The sequence below is a fragment of the Janthinobacterium lyxosi genome (genome assembly GCF_051380665.1).
GTDB lineage: Bacteria > Pseudomonadota > Gammaproteobacteria > Burkholderiales > Burkholderiaceae_D > Janthinobacterium.
Genome location: NZ_JBNYXM010000054.1, coordinates 1 through 16,483 on the forward strand (window position 1 = coordinate 1; position 16,483 = coordinate 16,483).

Below are 16,483 nucleotides of genomic sequence, written 5' to 3' on the forward strand. Positions count from 1 at the left end.
GACCGTGAAACAACTTTGCGCCGATGATAGTGCTGCAACCAGTGTGAAAGTAGGTTATCGTCAGGCTTGTTATTCGCAGTAGAGAGAAACCCCGCCAGCAATGGTGGGGTTTTTTTTTCGTCTGGTGGTTTTATCTTGGCAGGCGCATGAGCATGTCACGGAAGTGTTTACTTCTTTTGGCGAAAAGTCCTTGCTGGCCGAATCGGTGGCCAAGCGCCTGTTGAACGATGTGCGCGCCTATCTCAAGACGGACGCGGCCGTCGGCGAGCACCTGGCCGACCAGCTCTTGCTGCCCATGGCGCTGGCCGGCAGCGGTACCTTCAGTTGCAGCAAGGTGTCGCAGCATGCGCTGACGAATGCGGAGGTGATTTCCCGATTTTTGCCCGTGCGTATCACTTTCGAGCCGCAGGAGCGGAGCAGCATCTGCACGGTGGCTGCCGCCTGACGCGCGTGGTGGCACAAATAGGTGTTGCAGCTGTTCCAAATTGATACATGGACGGCCGGATGTGGGGCATGTTGGCATGGCATGGCATTTGCTCTTCTTGGATATTCACTAAAAAAACCAAGGAGACCAGCATGACCTATTCCATCCGTACCCTGCTCGGCGTGGCAGCCGCGGGCGCCGTCGCCCTCACTTCCCTGCTGACATTGCCGTACGCCTATGCGCACGGCAATGTCACGCCGCAAGGCGTCGACACCACGGGCTTGCCCAAGGTGGGCGACAAGTGGCTCGAGCAAAACCCATATCGGGGCAACAAGCTGGCCTTGACGGTGGGCACGTCGGCCTACAACCAGAATTGCGCACGCTGCCACGGCATCGAAGCCATCTCGGGCGGCATTGCGCCGGACTTGCGTCAACTCGACCGTGATTGCTTCGGTATCAAGAATGAGACAAAGAAACAGGCTTGCTACAAGGAGACGGATAATTACTACCTGACCACTATCCGTCACGGTAAAGTACGCAATGGGGCCGTGTACATGCCGCCGTTTGAGGGCGTGTTCAATCAGGAAGCCATGTGGGCCATCAAGACCTATCTGGAAACCCGCCGCGAGTCTAACTGAGCCGATTGATCACGAAGGAGTCCCATGCGTTCATTCCAACTCCCGGGCACGCGCGCGATGATCTCGCTCGCCTGCCTGGCGCTGTGTGCAGCCGCGCCAGCGCGCGCCGACTGGCAGAAAGTGCAGCAGTCGGGCAGCCTGAAAGTGGCTGTGTATAACGAGTTTGCGCCGTTTTCTGACAAGGGCACGGGCATCGATATCGATATTGCCGAAGCGCTGGCCAAAAAGTTGGGTTTAAAACTGAGCTTGCTGCCATTTCCCGCCGGCGAAAACCTGAACGACGATTTGCGCAATATGGTGTGGAAGGGCCATTACCTGGGTTACGGTCCTGCCGACGTGATGTTGCATGTGCCGGTCGACAAGAAGTTGATGGCGGATAACGACAAGGTCGAAATCTTTGCGCCGTATTACGTGGAAACGGTGCGCCTGGCGCGCAGCGCGCAAGCCGTGCCGCAATTCGATGGCGTCGCTTCGCTGGCCGGCAAGCGTATCGGTGTGGAAAAGGTGTCGATCGCGGCCATGCTGATGCTGGGTGAAGACAATGGCAAGTACCGCGACGACGTGCGTATCTTCGACACGGCCGCCGAAGCCTTGCAGCAATTGCAGGCGGGCCAGCTCGACGCCGTGCTGGCCAACCGTTCGGAAATCGAATCGGTACTGAAAAGCGATCCCGCTTTTCCCTTGAGCGAAGTGGTGTTCGCCCGCTTGCCGCGTGCCGGCTGGGCCGTGGGCCTGGCCGTCAGCAAGCAGCAGCTGGACGTGGCCAAGTTGCTGCAGGCAGCCATGAACGAGATGGCGGCTAGCGGAGAGTTGAAAACCATCTTTGAGAAATATGGCGTGAAGGAAGCGCGGCCCTGAAGTAGCTTGCTCTAGTTTAAAAGCCCGCGCATCGGAAGAGGCGCGGGCTTTTTATTAGAAGGAATACTGGGCGCTGACACCCAGCAACCAGTTACGGCCCGGCGCCGCTTCATAGTAGCGCTTGTTGCTGTCGCCGACGATGACGGAGCCCACGTAGGTCTTGTCAAAAAGATTGTTCAGGCGGGCAAATTCCTTGAAGCGCCAATTGCCTGCGTTTTGCTTGGCATTGAACCGCGCATTGAACACCGTGTAGCCGGGTGCCGGTTTTTCGCTGTTGCTGTCTTCCGCGTAGACCTGGTTGCTGGCCACACTTTCCAGCGCTGCGCCAAAACGGTCCAGCGTGTCTTTCCAGGCCAGTTCCGCAAACAGGTTGGCGCTGGGCACGCCCGGCAAGCGGCTGCCTTCGCGCACGCTGCCAAACGCCTGGTCATACACGGCGTGCAGGCTGGTCAGCGCCACTTTTGTCGTGAAACCATACGGCAGGCTGGAGTCCAGCGACACTTCCATGCCCTGGCGTAAGGTTTTACCTGCATTGCGATAGCTGGTGCGCCCGCCGCTGGACTTGTCGACCACCAGTTCATCATTCGTCTTGATCTGGAATAAGGCGGCATTCACATGCGTGTTGCTATTGATTCTGGCCTTGAAGCCCGCTTCCAGGTTGGTGCTGGTGGCCGGTTTCAGCTGGTAGTTGAAGCCGCCGCCCGTGCCCGAGTAAAACAGTTCGTTCAGGGTGGGCGCTTCAAAGCCGCGCGCGGCGCTGGCGTAGACGTTGACGTTCGGCGTCAGTTTATACAGCAGGCCCAGCACCGGCGTCGTATGGCTGAACTCCAGGCTGCCGCTGTCGTCGCCATTGCCGAGGAAGTGGTCGTTGACCGCCACTTTCATCTTGCTGTAGCGCACACCTGCACTGAGCAGCCATGGTCCGCTTTGCCATTCCGTCTGGAGGTAGGGATCGAGGCTGGAGACGACGTTTTGTTCGTCGCGGCGCAGCTTGCCCTTTACGCCAAAGCTATTGCCGATGAAGTTCTCATAGCCGGTGCGGTCATCGCTGGAGCGGCCATAGTCGATACCGATGGTGGTGCTCAGCTTGCCGCCGGCCAACTGGTTCACGTGCAGCCAATTGGTGTCGATGCCATAGAACTGGCGCTGGAAGTCGACCACGCCGCCTGAATGCTTAAGTAGACCATCCACTTTGGTATTTTGAAATGCCTTATTAAATGCCTGGTACTGGATCACTTCGCGGTTGCCGCCATACACCATCACATGCAGGCGGTCGTCGCCAAAGGCTTGTTCATAAGTGGCGCCGATTTGCTGGTGGTCGATGCTCTTGCGCGTGTTGTAGCGCTCGGCAAAAGTGCGTTTCGGATTTTGCGTGTCTGTCGTGTCGATTTCACCGGCACGCGGATCGGCGGCAAACGTGGCCCAGGTGGCGCCCAGCGGATCTTGCGTGTTGCCCTGATGCAAGCTGTTGGCGACGATGGTCAGCTTGCTGTCCGCGGTGGGCTTGACGGTGATCTTGCCGAAAGCCTGTTCGCGTGTGGCGGCGCTGTGGTCGCGGAAGCCATCCGTGCGGAAGCGCGAACCGTCGAGCACGTAGCCGATGCCGCCGGCCTGTCCTTGCGCCGTCAGGTCCACCTTGCTGGTGCCGAAACTGCCGCCCGTTACATTCAATTCGACGGAGGGGGGATTTTGCCCATCCTTGGAAAACAGCTGGATCACGCCGCCCGAGTGGTTGCCGTAGATGGCAGAGAAGGGGCCGCGCAGCACTTCGATGCGCTCGGCGGTATCGAGGTTGAAGGTGGCGGCCTGGCCCTGGCCATCGGGCATGCTGGCAGGAATGCCATCGCTGATCAGTTTGACGCCGCGCACGCCGAAGGCCGAGCGGGCGCCGAAGCCGCGTGACGAGATTTGCAAGTCTTGCGCATAGTTCTGGCGGTTCTGCACGACCAGGCCCGGCACGGCGGCCAGCGCTTCTGACGCGTTGACGCGGATTTGGCCATCCTGGATGCGGGCACTGTCGACGACGTCGATGGACGCCGGCACTTCCTGGCTGGGGTGGGCGATGCGGCTGCCGCTGACGACCACCGTATCCATGAGTTGCCCGTTGGCCTGGTCAGCTGCCTCGGCGGCGAAAACGTGGGTGGACAGGGTGGCGCTGCCGGCGACAAACAGGCTGGCAATGGTGTTCAGGCGGAAACGATGCTGCATGCGGGTTCTCCAATGTGAATAAAAGCCTGCTTGAGCGCGTGAGCGGCGCAGGTCTGCCTAGTCTTATCAAGCAATATGCCTGCCATGTCTCCATTGGTGGGCTGAAATTATACGCCTGCCCGTGGCACGGCGTTTGCATGCAGCAATGATCAGAGGCGCCGATGCCGCGCGCTTTCCCTTCGTTTTGCCATTGAAAAGGTGATTATGCCCAACTTCTTCTCGCGCTTGCGCCTGGTTTGCTGGCTGCTGCCTGCGCTTGCCAGCAGCGCCGTCCAGGCCGCTCCCTTTGCCTATGTCCCCAATGAAAAATCGGGCACCTTGAGCGTGATCGACACGGCTACCGACCAGGTGGTGCGCCAGATTGCCGCCGGAAAGCGGCCACGCGGCATCGCCGCCGACCCCAGCGGGCGGCAATTGTTTGTCACGGATGCCGCCAGCAGTGCCTTGTTGCTGATCGATAACGCTGGCGGCACGCCCGTGCGGACGGTAGCGCTGGGCAAGTCGCCCGAGGGCGTCAGCGCTTCCCGGGACGGTCATTACGTGGCCGTGGCCGTCGAAGAAAACAATAGCGTGGCCTTGCTCGATGCCCATACGGGCAGCTTGCTCGCCGATATCAAAGTGCAGGGACGCAACCCGGAACATGCCGTGTTCAGCCCGGATGGGCGCTGGTTGCTGGTCAGCGCGGAAGAGGCCGAGCAAGTCGATGTCATTGATGTGGCGCAACGCCGCCAGGTGGCTTCCATTGCCGTGGGCTTGCGTCCGCGCGGCATCGGTTTCAGTCCGGACTCGGGCCGCGCCTACGTGGCGTGCGAACTGGTCAATGCCGTCTACGTGATCGACATGGCCACGCGCAAGGCGATTGCCACTATTTCAGCGGGCAAGAATGCCAACGGTATCGCCGTGCATCCCAGAGGCAAGCAGGTGTATGTCTCGAATGGCACGGATGGCACGGTGATGGTGATCGACACGGCCAGCAAGCAGATCACGGCCACCATTGCCGTCGGCAAGCGCCCGTGGAATATGGCCATCACGCCCGACGGTGCCAAGCTGTACGTGGCCAATGGCCGCTCGAACAGTGTTTCCGTCATCGACACGGCCAGCGCGCGCAAGGTGGCTGATATTGCCGTGGGTGAATTGCCATGGGGCGTGGTGATTCGTTAGGCAAGCTGGAATAGGTGTTCCAGTCTGGTACACCTGTTCCATTGTGCAGCGGTGTAGGGGTGCAGCAGCAGGGCTGGCCCGGATTGGAACAGGACGCTGCCACCTTGTTCAAAACGCAAACAGACCCACGTCCTCCGCCCAGGCCCCGGGCAGGTGCTGAAAAGCGCGCCGGTATGGCCGCCATGCCCTTGCAACAGGGGTAAAACCCGCTAAGTTGGTAGTGGGGCGGCGAGCTGGCACGGCATTTGCGGAAGACTCCGTGTACTCACCCCATCTGTACCAGGACGTTTGATTTTAATTACAGCAATTCCATTCTAATTAACCCGATAGAGGACGACATGAATCTCGCAGACATCAGCAAACTGGGCGTAGCCAATCCCTTCAAACAACGCTATGACAATTACATTGGCGGCAAATTCGTTGCACCAGTAAAAGGTGAATACTTTCCTAACATCACGCCCATCACGGGCTTGCCGTTTTGCGAAATCGCCCGTTCCACGGCGGAAGACGTCGAGCTGGCGCTGGATGCCGCGCATGCCGCCAAGGATGCCTGGGGCAAGACTTCGCCTGCCGAGCGCGCCAATATCCTGAACCGCATCGCTGACCGCATCGAACAGAACCTGAGCCTGATCGCCACCGCGGAAACCATCGACAACGGCAAGCCGATCCGTGAAACGATGAATGCCGACATTCCGCTGGCCATCGACCATTTCCGTTACTTCGCCGGTTGCATCCGCGCGCAGGAAGGTTCCGTCGCGCAAATCGATGCGGAAACCTATGCCTATCACTACCATGAGCCGCTGGGCGTCGTGGGCCAGATCATCCCGTGGAATTTCCCGATTCTGATGGCCGTGTGGAAACTGGCGCCAGCCCTGGCCGCCGGCAATTGCGTCGTCTTGAAACCGGCCGAGCAGACGCCCGCCTCCATCATGGTGTTGATCGAGCTGATCGGCGACTTGCTGCCACCGGGCGTGTTGAACATCATCAACGGTTTTGGCCTGGAAGCGGGCAAGCCGCTGGCGTCGAGCAAGCGCATCGCCAAGATCGCCTTTACGGGCGAAACGGGCACGGGCCGTTTGATCATGGGCTACGCGGCGCAAAACCTGATTCCCGTCACTCTGGAGTTGGGCGGCAAGTCGCCGAACATCTTCTTTGAAGACGTGATGGATGCCGATGATGATTATTTCGACAAGTGCCTGGAAGGCTTCACCATGTTTGCGCTGAACCAGGGCGAGGTGTGCACCTGTCCATCGCGCGTGCTGATCCAGGAATCGATCTACGAAAAATTCATCGAACGGGCCCTGAAGCGCGTGGCCGCCATCAAGCAGGGCAACCCGCTCGATGCCAGCACCATGATCGGCGCCCAGGCGTCGCAGGAACAGCTGGAAAAAATCCTGTCCTACCTCGACATCGGCCGCCAGGAAGGCGCTGAAGTGCTGGCTGGCGGCGAGCGCCATACGCCGGCGGGCGATCTGGAGGGCGGTTACTACGTGCGTCCGACGGTGTTCAAGGGCAACAACAAGATGCGCATCTTCCAGGAAGAGATCTTTGGCCCCGTCGTGTCCGTGACCACCTTCAAGGATGAGGCCGAAGCGCTGGCGATTGCCAACGATACCTTGTACGGCCTGGGTGCCGGCTTGTGGACGCGTGACGGTTCGCGCGCCTTCCGCATGGGACGCGCCATCCAGGCGGGCCGCGTGTGGACCAATTGCTACCACCTGTATCCCGCCCACGCCGCGTTCGGCGGCTACAAGCAATCGGGTATCGGCCGCGAAAACCACAAGATGATGCTCGATCACTACCAGCAAACGAAGAACTTGCTGGTGAGCTATAGCCCGAAAGCCCTGGGCTTCTTCTAAACCGGCAACAGGCGCCGCACCCTTAGTCGGGGGCGGCGCGCAGAAAGGGATGCCATGAGTGCAGCAATTGCCCGGGTGGTCGCCACTGATGCGGCGCTGGAAATGATGGACAAGTTGCGCCAGCGTCACGGCCCGTTGATGTTTTTCCAGTCGGGCGGCTGCTGCGACGGCAGTGCGCCCATGTGCTATGCGCTGGGCGAGTTCGATGTCAGCGATACCGATATTTATCTCGGCAACTTGAATGGCACACCGTTTTACATGGGACTCGAGCAATTCGAGTACTGGGAGCATACCCAGTTGATTATCGATGTGGTCGATGGCAATGGCGGCATGTTTTCACTCGACAACGGCACGGGCAAGCGCTTCCTGACGCGCTCGCGCCTGTTCACCGATGCAGAGTGCGCGCTGTTGCATGCCCAGCCGCATGAGCACCGCAAGACTTGATACACACATACTAATAAAACAGAGGGAGATGATTGTGCAGAAAAAAATCATGGGGATACTCGTCGGTTTGGGTTTGGCATCGCTGGCCCAGGCGGCCGACGTGGGCAATGTCACCAATGCCATGCTCGACAACACGGCGAAGAATCCGGCCAGCGTCCTGTCGTTTGGCATGGGCACGCAGGGCCAGCGCTATTCGCCGTTGACGCAGATCAATGACAAGACCGTGGCCAAGCTGGTGCCGGCCTGGTCGTTCTCGTTTGGCGGCGAAAAACAACGGGGCCAGGAATCGCAGCCGCTGATTCATAACGGCAAGATGTTCGTCACGGCATCGTATTCGCGTATCTTTGCCGTCGACTTGAAAACGGGCGCCAAGCTGTGGAAGTATGAGCATCGCTTGCCGGACGGCATCATGCCGTGCTGTGACGTGGTCAACCGCGGTGCCGCCCTGTATGGCAACCTGGTGATCTTCGGCACGCTGGACGCCTACCTGGTGGCGCTGGACCAGAACACGGGCAAGATCGTCTGGAAGGAAAAGGTCGACGATTATGCTGCCGGTTACTCGATGACGGCCGCGCCGCTGATTGCCGAAGGCTTGCTGCTGACGGGCGTGTCGGGCGGCGAATTCGGCATCGTGGGCCGGGTCGAGGCGCGCAACCCCATGACGGGCGAGCTGGTGTGGAGCCGTCCGACGGTCGAGGGCCATATGGGCCACCGCTACGACAAGGATGGCAAGGCCATCGATAACGGCGTATCTGGCACGGTGAACAAAACCTGGCCGGGCGACCTGTGGAAAACGGGCGGCGCCTCGACCTGGATGGGCGGCACCTACGATCCGCAAACCAAGCTCGCGTACTTTGGTACTGGCAACCCGGCGCCATGGAACAGCCACTTGCGTCCTGGCGACAACCTGTATTCCTCGTCCACTGTGGCGCTGGACGTGAAAACAGGACAGATCAAGTGGGCGTATCAAAACACGCCGAACGATGCCTGGGATTTCGATGGCGCCAACGAGTTCGTCACCTTCGACATGGATGGCAAGCGCTACGGCGGCAAGGCTGACCGCAACGGTTTCTTCTATGTCATCGATGCAAACAACGGCAAGCTGCAGAACGCCTTTCCGTTTGTGAAGAAAATCACTTGGGCCAGCAGCATCGACCTGAAGACGGGACGGCCGAACTACATCGCCGCCGGCCGGCCTGGCGACCCGACCAAGGGCGAAGAAGGCAAGAAGGGCACGACCGTGTTTGCCGCCCCCGCTTTCCTCGGTGCGAAAAACCAGATGCCGATGGCGTACTCGCCGCAAACCAAGCTGTTCTATGTGCCGGCGAATGAATGGGGCATGGACATCTGGAACGAGCCCATCAGCTACAAGAAGGGCGGCGCTTTCCTCGGTGCCGGCTTCACCATCAAGCCTTTGTTTGACGACTACATCGGCGCCATGCGCGCCATCGATCCGAAGACGGGCAAGATCGTCTGGGAAATCAAGAACAACGCGCCGCTGTGGGGCGGCGTGATGAGCACGGCCGGCAATCTGGTGTTTTACGGCACGCCGGAAGGCTTCCTGAAAGCCGTCGACGCGAAGACGGGCAAGGAATTGTGGAAATTCCAGACGGGCTCCGGCGTCGTGGCGCCGCCCGTCACCTGGCAGGATGGCGACACGCAATATGTGGCCGTCGTATCCGGCTGGGGTGGCGCGGTGCCACTGTGGGGCGGCGAAGTGGCCAAGAAGGTCAACTTCCTGGAACAGGGCGGTTCCGTGTGGGTCTTCAAGCTGGCATCGAAGTAAGGGGGTGAAACGCCCGGGCCACTCGGACGGGTGTCTCCCTGTCCGCCGGGCGCTTTCTTTTTTCTGACGGCCCAGGCCGTCAGTTTTTTGTTTACCTGTACGCCCGCTATGCATACTTGCGGTCAAAAAATGAACACCGTGCGTGGCGATTGATCCGCTGCTGCACATGTTAACTACGCTTTTTCTCTTTCTTCCTCTGAGCCGTGCTGGGCACGCTTATTGCCAAAGCTTGAGGTACATCAATCACTGGTGTGCACACTAAAAACAGAGAAGAAAGAGGAGAAGCAATGAACACATTGATCAAGCTGGGGAGCCTGGGTGTCATGACAATCGCAGCGATGGGGCAGGCACAAGCCGTCGATATCAAGGCGGGCGACTGGACCGTGTCGGTGGGCGGCATCGTCAACGCCTATTACACGCAAGTGTCGTGTTCGGGCGATGCGGTGGGCGGGCTGGCGCTGGGCGGCCAGGCGCTCGGTTGCGGCGGCGAAAAGGACCGCACCACCATCGGCAACGGCTTGTTGCCGAATGGCTTGATCACTTCCGCCGCGTCGCGCCTGGGCGAGTACGACGTGAAAGCCTTGATCGGCATCTACAACTCGACGGCCACCGACAGCGCCATCAGCCAGAACAGCGTGGTCGATGTGCGCCAGGCATTCTTTACGTTTGGCAATGAGCAGATGGGTACTTTCAAGCTGGGCCGCGACTACGGCCTCTTCGGTGCGAATGCGATCCTGTCCGACATGACCTTATTGGGCTCGGGCGCACCGGTGCAGGCGACGCAGCGGGGCCGGGTGACCCTGGGCCATATCGGCGCCGGCTACACCTATCTGGGCAACTATGGCCAGATCATGTACAGCTCGCCGAAGTCCAGCGGCTTTGGTGCCGATGTGGCGCTGGTCAGTCCCGTCTCCGATACGCCCATCGTGGCAGGCTCGACCTATTCTTCGAAGTCGAGTCCGCAAGTGCAGGCGCAGCTGACGTATGCGCAAGAAGGCTTGAAAGCCTGGCTCGGCGTGAAGTCGCAAAAATTCACCTCGAAAACGCCAGGTGTCGATGACCTGGCCATGCGCGGCGTGGAAGTGGGCGGCTCGTACCAGATGGGTCCGGTCGGCGTGCTGGTCAACTTCCAGGGCGGCAAGGGGCTGGGTATCTTGTCCGATGCGGACCAGGGCGATACCAAGTCGAAGAATTGGCTGCTGCAAGGCACCTACAAGACGACAGACAAGTTGAAGCTGGGCTTGTCCTACGGCATCAGCAAGAACGACGACAACACGGCCGGCACGGGCGGCTTGAAGTCGAACGCCAACCTGACTCTCGGCGCGTATTACTCGCTTAACAGCGCGATCACCCTGGTGGGCGAACTGGGGCAGACGCGCTCGAAAGGTTTTACGGGCGGCGAAGCGAAGATGAATGGCGTGTCCTTGGGCGGCATTATTTTCTTCTAACTCATCAACGCGGCGCCTTGCGACAGGGCGCCGCACGGAGCGTGGTGCATGCGGATAATGCGGTTGTTCATCGGATGCTGGCTATTCCTGTTTATCCTGGGACAGGCGTGGGCGGGCGTGCTCGACAAGGCCGAGCTGGCACGGCGTTTTCCTGCTCCCCTCGTCGTGGGCGACAAAGAAACCGACTTGCCCGTCTGGCCCTTGTTCAAGCAAAACGCCACGGCCACCGAACTGGTCGGCTACGTTTTTGAATCGGTGGACCTGGCGCCCATTCCCGGCTTTTCCGGCGTGCCCGTCAATCTGCTGATCGCCATCGATCCGCAAGGCAGTTTTCTGGACGTGTCCGTCCTGTCGCAGCACGAGCCCGTGTTTCTCGATGGCCTGGGTGAAGCACCCCTGTTCCAGTTCGTCAAACAGTACCAGGGCTTGTCGCTGAAACAGAATATCGCTATCGATGCGCGAACCAAGCGCGCGCCAGATGCGACCCACGCCGATATCGACGGCGTGTCGAAGGCCACGGCCTCCGTGCGCATCATCAACCAGAGCGTGCTGGCGTCAGCCTTGAAAGTGTCGCGCAAGAAGCTCGGCTTCGCGCAAGGCCGCGATCCCGACCAGATTGCCCGTATCCGCATGGAGGTATTCGAGAAACTCAGCGTGGCGCAGATGCTCGGGCAGGGCTTGATCCAGCATCTGCGTCTGAGCAACAAGGACGTGGAAACCCTGTTTGCCAGCAGTCCCGGCGCGGGACTCGATGTGGAAGCCGCGAGCGCGCCGGACGGCGTGTTCATCGACCTCTACCTGGCGTATGTGTCAGTGCCCACGGTGGGACGCAACCTGTTGACGGAACGCAGCTGGAACAAATTGCGCAACCGGCTTGACGAGGGCGACCACGCCATCCTCGTCATGTCGCGCGGGCGCTACAGCGTGCTGGGCGACGATTTCGTGCGTGGCACGGTCACCGACAGGCTGTTGCTGAAGCAGGATGGCTTGCCCATCGACATGCGCGACCTGGACCTGGAATTGAGCCTGTCCGATACGGCTTCACTGCCGACGGAAAATATCGCCGTGTTGCGCGTCATCAGCCAGGCGGGCCTCGATGCGGCCAGCCCGCTGGCGTTTTCTCTCCCCATCACGCGCAGCAAGGGCATCGTGTATCCGGAACGCATCGCACGCAATGTGGATTTCAACTACCGCTTGCCGGCCGAGTTTTATACGGCGCCGCAAGGCGACGATGCCACCTGGCGTGGCACGTGGAAGAACCGCAGGGCTGAGTTACTGCTATTGGCCGCCGGGCTGGCGCTGCTGGCCGGCGCATTGGCGTGGCAAAAACGCCTGGTGCGCGATGGCCGGCAATTTATCTGGTTCCACCGCCTGTTCCTGTTGTTTACCATCGCTTTCATCGGCTACTACGCGCAGGGGCAGTTATCGATCGTCAACATTACGGGCGCACTCCAGGCGCTGCTGGCGGGGCGCAGCCTGGGCTTCTTCCTGTTCGACCCGATGACGGTAATCCTGTGGGCTTTCGTGCTGCTCAGTCTGCTGATCTGGGGGCGCGGCACGTTTTGCGGCTGGCTGTGTCCGTTTGGCGCCCTGCAGGAATTGACGGGCAAGCTGGGCCAGTGGCTACGCTTGCCGCAGTGGAAGATCAAGCCGCGCCTCGACGGGCGTTTGAAATGGATCAAGTGTGGCTTGCTGGCGGCCATTCTTGGCAGCAGCATGTTTTCCAGCCAGATCACGGACAAGCTGGTGGAACTGGAACCGTTCAAGACGGCCATTACCCTGACCTTCGTGCGCGCCTGGCCCTTCGTCGCCTATGCCGTGGGCTTGCTGCTGCTCAGTAGTGTTTCCTATAAATTTTTTTGCCGCTACCTGTGCCCGTTTGGTGCGGCGCTGGCGTTGCTGGGCCGTTTTCGCCTGTTTGACTGGATTCCGCGCCGCAAGGAATGCGGCACGCCTTGTCAGACCTGCCGCCACCGATGCGAGTATCACGCCATCGCGCCGAGCGGGAAAGTCGATTACGGTGAGTGTTTCCAGTGCATGGATTGCGTGGTGATTTACGCCAGCGATGAAAAATGCGCACCCTTGATGCTGGAAATCAAGCGTGCCCGCACCATACCCATAGTCCGGGCCACGGCAGAGGAGAGCAGCAATGCAGCGTAGAACCTTTATTTCGGCAGCGATCGGCAGCGTGGCCGCCATGGCGGGTTTGTCTTTGCCCGGCAGCATGGCGCACGGCACGGCCACGGCGTCCGGCGTGCGCCTTTATCAAGGCGCCGCGCTGGCGTTTGGCACGACGATCGCCGTCACCGTGTTGCACCACGATCAGTGCCAGGCCGAACTGGCCATCGAAGACGCCTTGCATGCGGCCAGGAATATCGACCACCTGATGAGCATTTACAGGCCCGCCAGCCAAGTCTTCCAGCTGAACCGCGATGGCCGCCTGGCCCGGCCGGATGCCCATCTGCTGGCAGTGCTGGCGCAGGCGCAAGCCTTGTCGCAATGCAGCGATGGCGCGTTTGATATCACCGTGCAACCGTTGTGGCAGCTTTTTCGCGCGGCGGCAGACCAGGCAAGCTTGCCGACGGATACATTGCGTCGTGCCGCGCAAGCGCGGGTAGGCTGGCGGCAACTGGCGTGGGACAGGCGCGAAGTGCGTTTTCTCCAGCCCGGCATGGCGCTGACCTTGAATGGCCTGGCGCAAGGCTACGCGGCGGACATGGCGCTGGCAGCCGTGCAGGCACGCGGCATACGGCATGCGCTGCTCGACACGGGCGAATTCGTTGCGCGCGGACAGCATTCCGTGCGCCGTCCGTGGACCTTGGGCATCCAGAACCCGCGCGACGGCGAAATCCTGGCCGCCACCTTGAAAGTGGAGGGGCGCAGCGTGGCCACGTCGGGCGATTACGAATGCACGTTCACGCCCGACTTCGTGCATCACCACATCTTCGACCCATCGAACGGCGATTCGCCGGGCGAACTGGCCAGCGTGACTGTGCTGGCACCCACGGGCTTGCTGGCCGATGGCTTGTCGACGACCTTCATGGTGACGGGGGCCGCGCGCGCGCATGCGATGGCCGCGCGGATGGAGGGCGTCGACCTGATGACCATCGACAAGCAGGGGCGGCGCGAGATGTCGCCCGGCTTTTCCCGTCTACTCTAGGCTATTTCAGATGCGGCACCTTGCGATAGATCGTGTTACGCGACACGCCCAAGGCCCGCGCCGTGGCCGAGACGTTGCCACCGTGGGCATCGAGCGACTTGAGAATGACGCTTTGTTCCATTTCTTCCAGGTTGGCGCCGGCGGCGATCATACGGTCTGTGCTGGCGCTGGCGGCACTGGTTTGCGTCATCTCAATATCGTCGAGGAAATCATCAGGCATGTGGCGCAAACAGATTTCATGTTCGTCGCCTGCCATGACGATGGCCGTGCGCAACAGATTGGTCAGCTGGCGGAAGTTACCTGGCCATTTATGCTGGTGGAACATGCGCAGGATGTCTGGCGCCACCGTGTAGCGCGTGTCGGGCGCTTCCGTTGCGAGGATTTTTTTCACGACCGTGTCCAGGTCGGTGCGTTCACGCAGCGGCGGCAGTTTTACCACCAGGCCATTCAGGCGGTAATACAAGTCTTCGCGAAACAGTCCCTTGGCCATGCGTTCGCGCAAGTTGTGATTCGTGGCGCAAATGAGTTCCACATTGACGGTGATCGATTTGCTGCTGCCCAGCGGGGTGACCATGCGCTCCTGCAGCACGCGCAACAGCCGCGCCTGCAAGCCAACGGGCATGTCGCCGATTTCATCGAGGAAGAGGGTGCCGCCATTGGCTTGCAAAATCTTGCCGATGGCCCCCTTCTTGCGCGCGCCCGTAAATGCCCCGTCTTCATAGCCGAACAGTTCAGATTCAATCAGGGTTTCCGGGATCGAGGCGCAATTGACAGCGATAAACGGTCCCATGGCGCGCGGTGAATCGTTGTGGATGGCTTGCGCCAGCAATTCCTTGCCGGTGCCCGTTTCGCCCATGACGAGGATGGGGATGTCGCGTCCCAATACCTTGTTGACCTTTTCGATCACCAATTCCAGTTGCGGATCGCCCGTGCGCAGATAGCGCAGACCGGACAGGCGGCGCGCTGCGTTGGCCGCATGGCTGGCCGACGCGGGAACCTGGGCCGGCACGGCGTTGATATCGCTGTGGTCGGTGCTGGCAGTAAAGCCGTGCTGGAAGACGCTATTGGACAGGCGCAACTGCGCGCGCCCATACACGCGCACACCGCTGTGCATGCACAGGTTCAGCAGACCGGGTGCGGCCGTGCGGTAATGATCGTACAGGGCGGAAACGGGCAAGCCAAACAGGGAACTGAAGGTGTGTGATTGCAGCGCGGCAAATGACAGACCCAGTTGGAACAAGCCGTTTTTATTGGCGGATAAAAATCGTCCGCCCGGGGTGAACGAGGCGATGCCTTCCATCAAGGTGCCGATGAATTCGGGGCGCGCGTGAAAGTGCACGGTGATGGCGTCTTCGAAGGTGGCGGAAAACAACTGATTTTCGATCATCAGCGCCGACATGCGCACGAGGGCCATCGTATGCTTGTGGAAACTGCGCTGGTCGCTCGAAACGTCGAGCACGCCGATGACATTGCCCCGGTGGTCGGTGATCGGGGCGGCTGAGCACGTCAGGAAATGATTGGCGGCCAGGTAATGCTGGTCGGCATGGACCAAAGTTGCTACTTTTTCCGTGATGGCCGTGCCGATGGCATTCGTGCCGCGGCTTTGTTCCGACCATGCCACGCCCGGCTGCAGGGCGACGCGATTGGCTTTCTCCAGAAAATCATCGTCGCCCAGCGAATGCACGATCACGCCGTTGGCATCCGTCAAGATCACCATATTGTGCGTATTGACGATTTGCTGGTACAGGGTTTCCATCGCCGGCAGCGCGTGCGTGTGCAGCATGCGGTTTTGCTCGATCAGCAAGGACAAATCGGATTTGCCGGCCGGCGTAAAGTCGGGCGTGGCGGTGGGCAATAGGCCAAAGGCGACTGAGCGCTGATGGGAGGTTTCAATGATGACGGGGACGTTGTCTTGTCCTGCCGGCAAAATGTTCGCGTCCGCAATGGACGAAAACGGTGCGCTACGGTAAGTAGCTGACGGTTGATACATGATCTCGTTGCCTCCGTTGGGCCCTGTAACGCGGCGCTCTTTTGAATATCGAGAGTGTTCCATAATGTAGCACCTGTCACAGATGGGAGCAAAGCAAAGCGAACCGGACTATCCCCAGTGTTGCTGCCAGGCCCAGAGTAGCTCTCATCAGTGGACAGTGCATATGTCTGTATAAGCAAGTGCGGTGCCAGGGCCGTTTCACGGGGCGGAAAAATAGCCCTTGCGGGGTGTGCGGAGCAGGGCTATAATTCGCCCCCTCGCTGAACGACGCATGCAAATGCCAAGTAAAGCAGGGTGAAAAAGAAGGTTGACGAAATGCTGAAAAAGCTTCATACTCTTCCTTCTTCGCAGCTGACAAACACAACGCTTTGTCGATAGCGCGAAAGCAGTACCGAATACAGTTCTTTAACAATTAACAGTCGATAAGTGTGGGCATTTGATGTAAGTGCAGCGTCAATCTTCGGATTGGCGTCTAACTTAAAATATCAAATGTTCACAAGAAATAAT

Annotated in this window: 12 protein-coding genes; 10 read left to right on the forward strand and 2 right to left on the reverse strand. The window is 59.9% G+C overall.

Annotation, left to right across the window (positions count from 1 at the left end):
* Window positions 1-163 precede the first annotated feature (163 nt).
* From ACQ4WP_RS28180 to ACQ4WP_RS28190, 3 genes are all read left to right on the forward strand, one after another.
* The gene (locus tag ACQ4WP_RS28180) at window positions 164-445 is read left to right on the forward strand and encodes an RNA 3'-terminal phosphate cyclase (protein ID WP_436526466.1); all 282 of its coding nucleotides are present in this window, start codon (window positions 164-166) and stop codon (window positions 443-445) included.
* 131 nt (window positions 446-576) lie between these two features.
* A complete protein-coding gene (gene pedF, locus ACQ4WP_RS28185) occupies window positions 577-1,062 on the forward strand; it encodes a cytochrome c-550 PedF (RefSeq protein WP_436526468.1) in 486 nt (161 codons plus the stop codon).
* Window positions 1,063-1,086: 24 nt separating this feature from the next.
* Complete coding sequence (locus tag ACQ4WP_RS28190; RefSeq protein ID WP_436526470.1) at window positions 1,087-1,920, forward strand: substrate-binding periplasmic protein; 834 nt, start codon at window positions 1,087-1,089, stop codon at window positions 1,918-1,920.
* 54 nt (window positions 1,921-1,974) lie between these two features.
* Here the strand turns inward: ACQ4WP_RS28190 and ACQ4WP_RS28195 are convergent, their stop codons facing one another.
* Window positions 1,975-4,128: a TonB-dependent receptor family protein gene (locus ACQ4WP_RS28195; protein WP_436526472.1), complete on the reverse strand. Its 2,154-nt coding sequence runs from the start codon at window positions 4,126-4,128 to the stop codon at window positions 1,975-1,977.
* Between the two features lie 204 nt (window positions 4,129-4,332).
* Between ACQ4WP_RS28195 and ACQ4WP_RS28200 the strand changes: the two genes are divergently transcribed.
* The 7 genes from ACQ4WP_RS28200 (at window position 4,333) to ACQ4WP_RS28230 (ending at window position 13,986) form a co-directional block, all read left to right on the forward strand.
* Window positions 4,333-5,289 (forward strand): beta-propeller fold lactonase family protein, encoded by a 957-nt coding sequence (locus ACQ4WP_RS28200; protein WP_436526474.1) that lies wholly within the window; start codon window positions 4,333-4,335, stop codon window positions 5,287-5,289.
* Between the two features lie 338 nt (window positions 5,290-5,627).
* On the forward strand, window positions 5,628-7,148 hold the full coding sequence (gene adh, locus ACQ4WP_RS28205; protein WP_436526476.1) for an aldehyde dehydrogenase: 1,521 nt from the start codon (window positions 5,628-5,630) through the stop codon (window positions 7,146-7,148).
* A gap of 54 nt (window positions 7,149-7,202) precedes the next feature.
* Entirely contained in the window at window positions 7,203-7,592 is a 390-nt protein-coding gene (locus tag ACQ4WP_RS28210) for a DUF779 domain-containing protein (protein WP_436526478.1), read from the forward strand.
* A gap of 49 nt (window positions 7,593-7,641) precedes the next feature.
* The gene (locus ACQ4WP_RS28215) at window positions 7,642-9,378 is read left to right on the forward strand and encodes a methanol/ethanol family PQQ-dependent dehydrogenase (RefSeq protein ID WP_436526480.1); all 1,737 of its coding nucleotides are present in this window, start codon (window positions 7,642-7,644) and stop codon (window positions 9,376-9,378) included.
* 287 nt (window positions 9,379-9,665) lie between these two features.
* Window positions 9,666-10,826: a porin gene (locus tag ACQ4WP_RS28220; RefSeq protein WP_436526482.1), complete on the forward strand. Its 1,161-nt coding sequence runs from the start codon at window positions 9,666-9,668 to the stop codon at window positions 10,824-10,826.
* Window positions 10,827-10,883: 57 nt separating this feature from the next.
* Window positions 10,884-12,986: a 4Fe-4S binding protein gene (locus tag ACQ4WP_RS28225; RefSeq protein ID WP_436526484.1), complete on the forward strand. Its 2,103-nt coding sequence runs from the start codon at window positions 10,884-10,886 to the stop codon at window positions 12,984-12,986.
* The gene (locus ACQ4WP_RS28230) at window positions 12,976-13,986 is read left to right on the forward strand and encodes an FAD:protein FMN transferase (protein ID WP_436526486.1); all 1,011 of its coding nucleotides are present in this window, start codon (window positions 12,976-12,978) and stop codon (window positions 13,984-13,986) included. Before ACQ4WP_RS28225 ends, ACQ4WP_RS28230 begins: the two co-directional genes overlap by 11 nt.
* Window position 13,987: 1 nt before the next feature.
* Here the strand turns inward: ACQ4WP_RS28230 and ACQ4WP_RS28235 are convergent, their stop codons facing one another.
* Window positions 13,988-15,976 (reverse strand): sigma-54-dependent Fis family transcriptional regulator, encoded by a 1,989-nt coding sequence (locus ACQ4WP_RS28235; protein ID WP_436526488.1) that lies wholly within the window; start codon window positions 15,974-15,976, stop codon window positions 13,988-13,990.
* Window positions 15,977-16,483 lie beyond the last annotated feature (507 nt).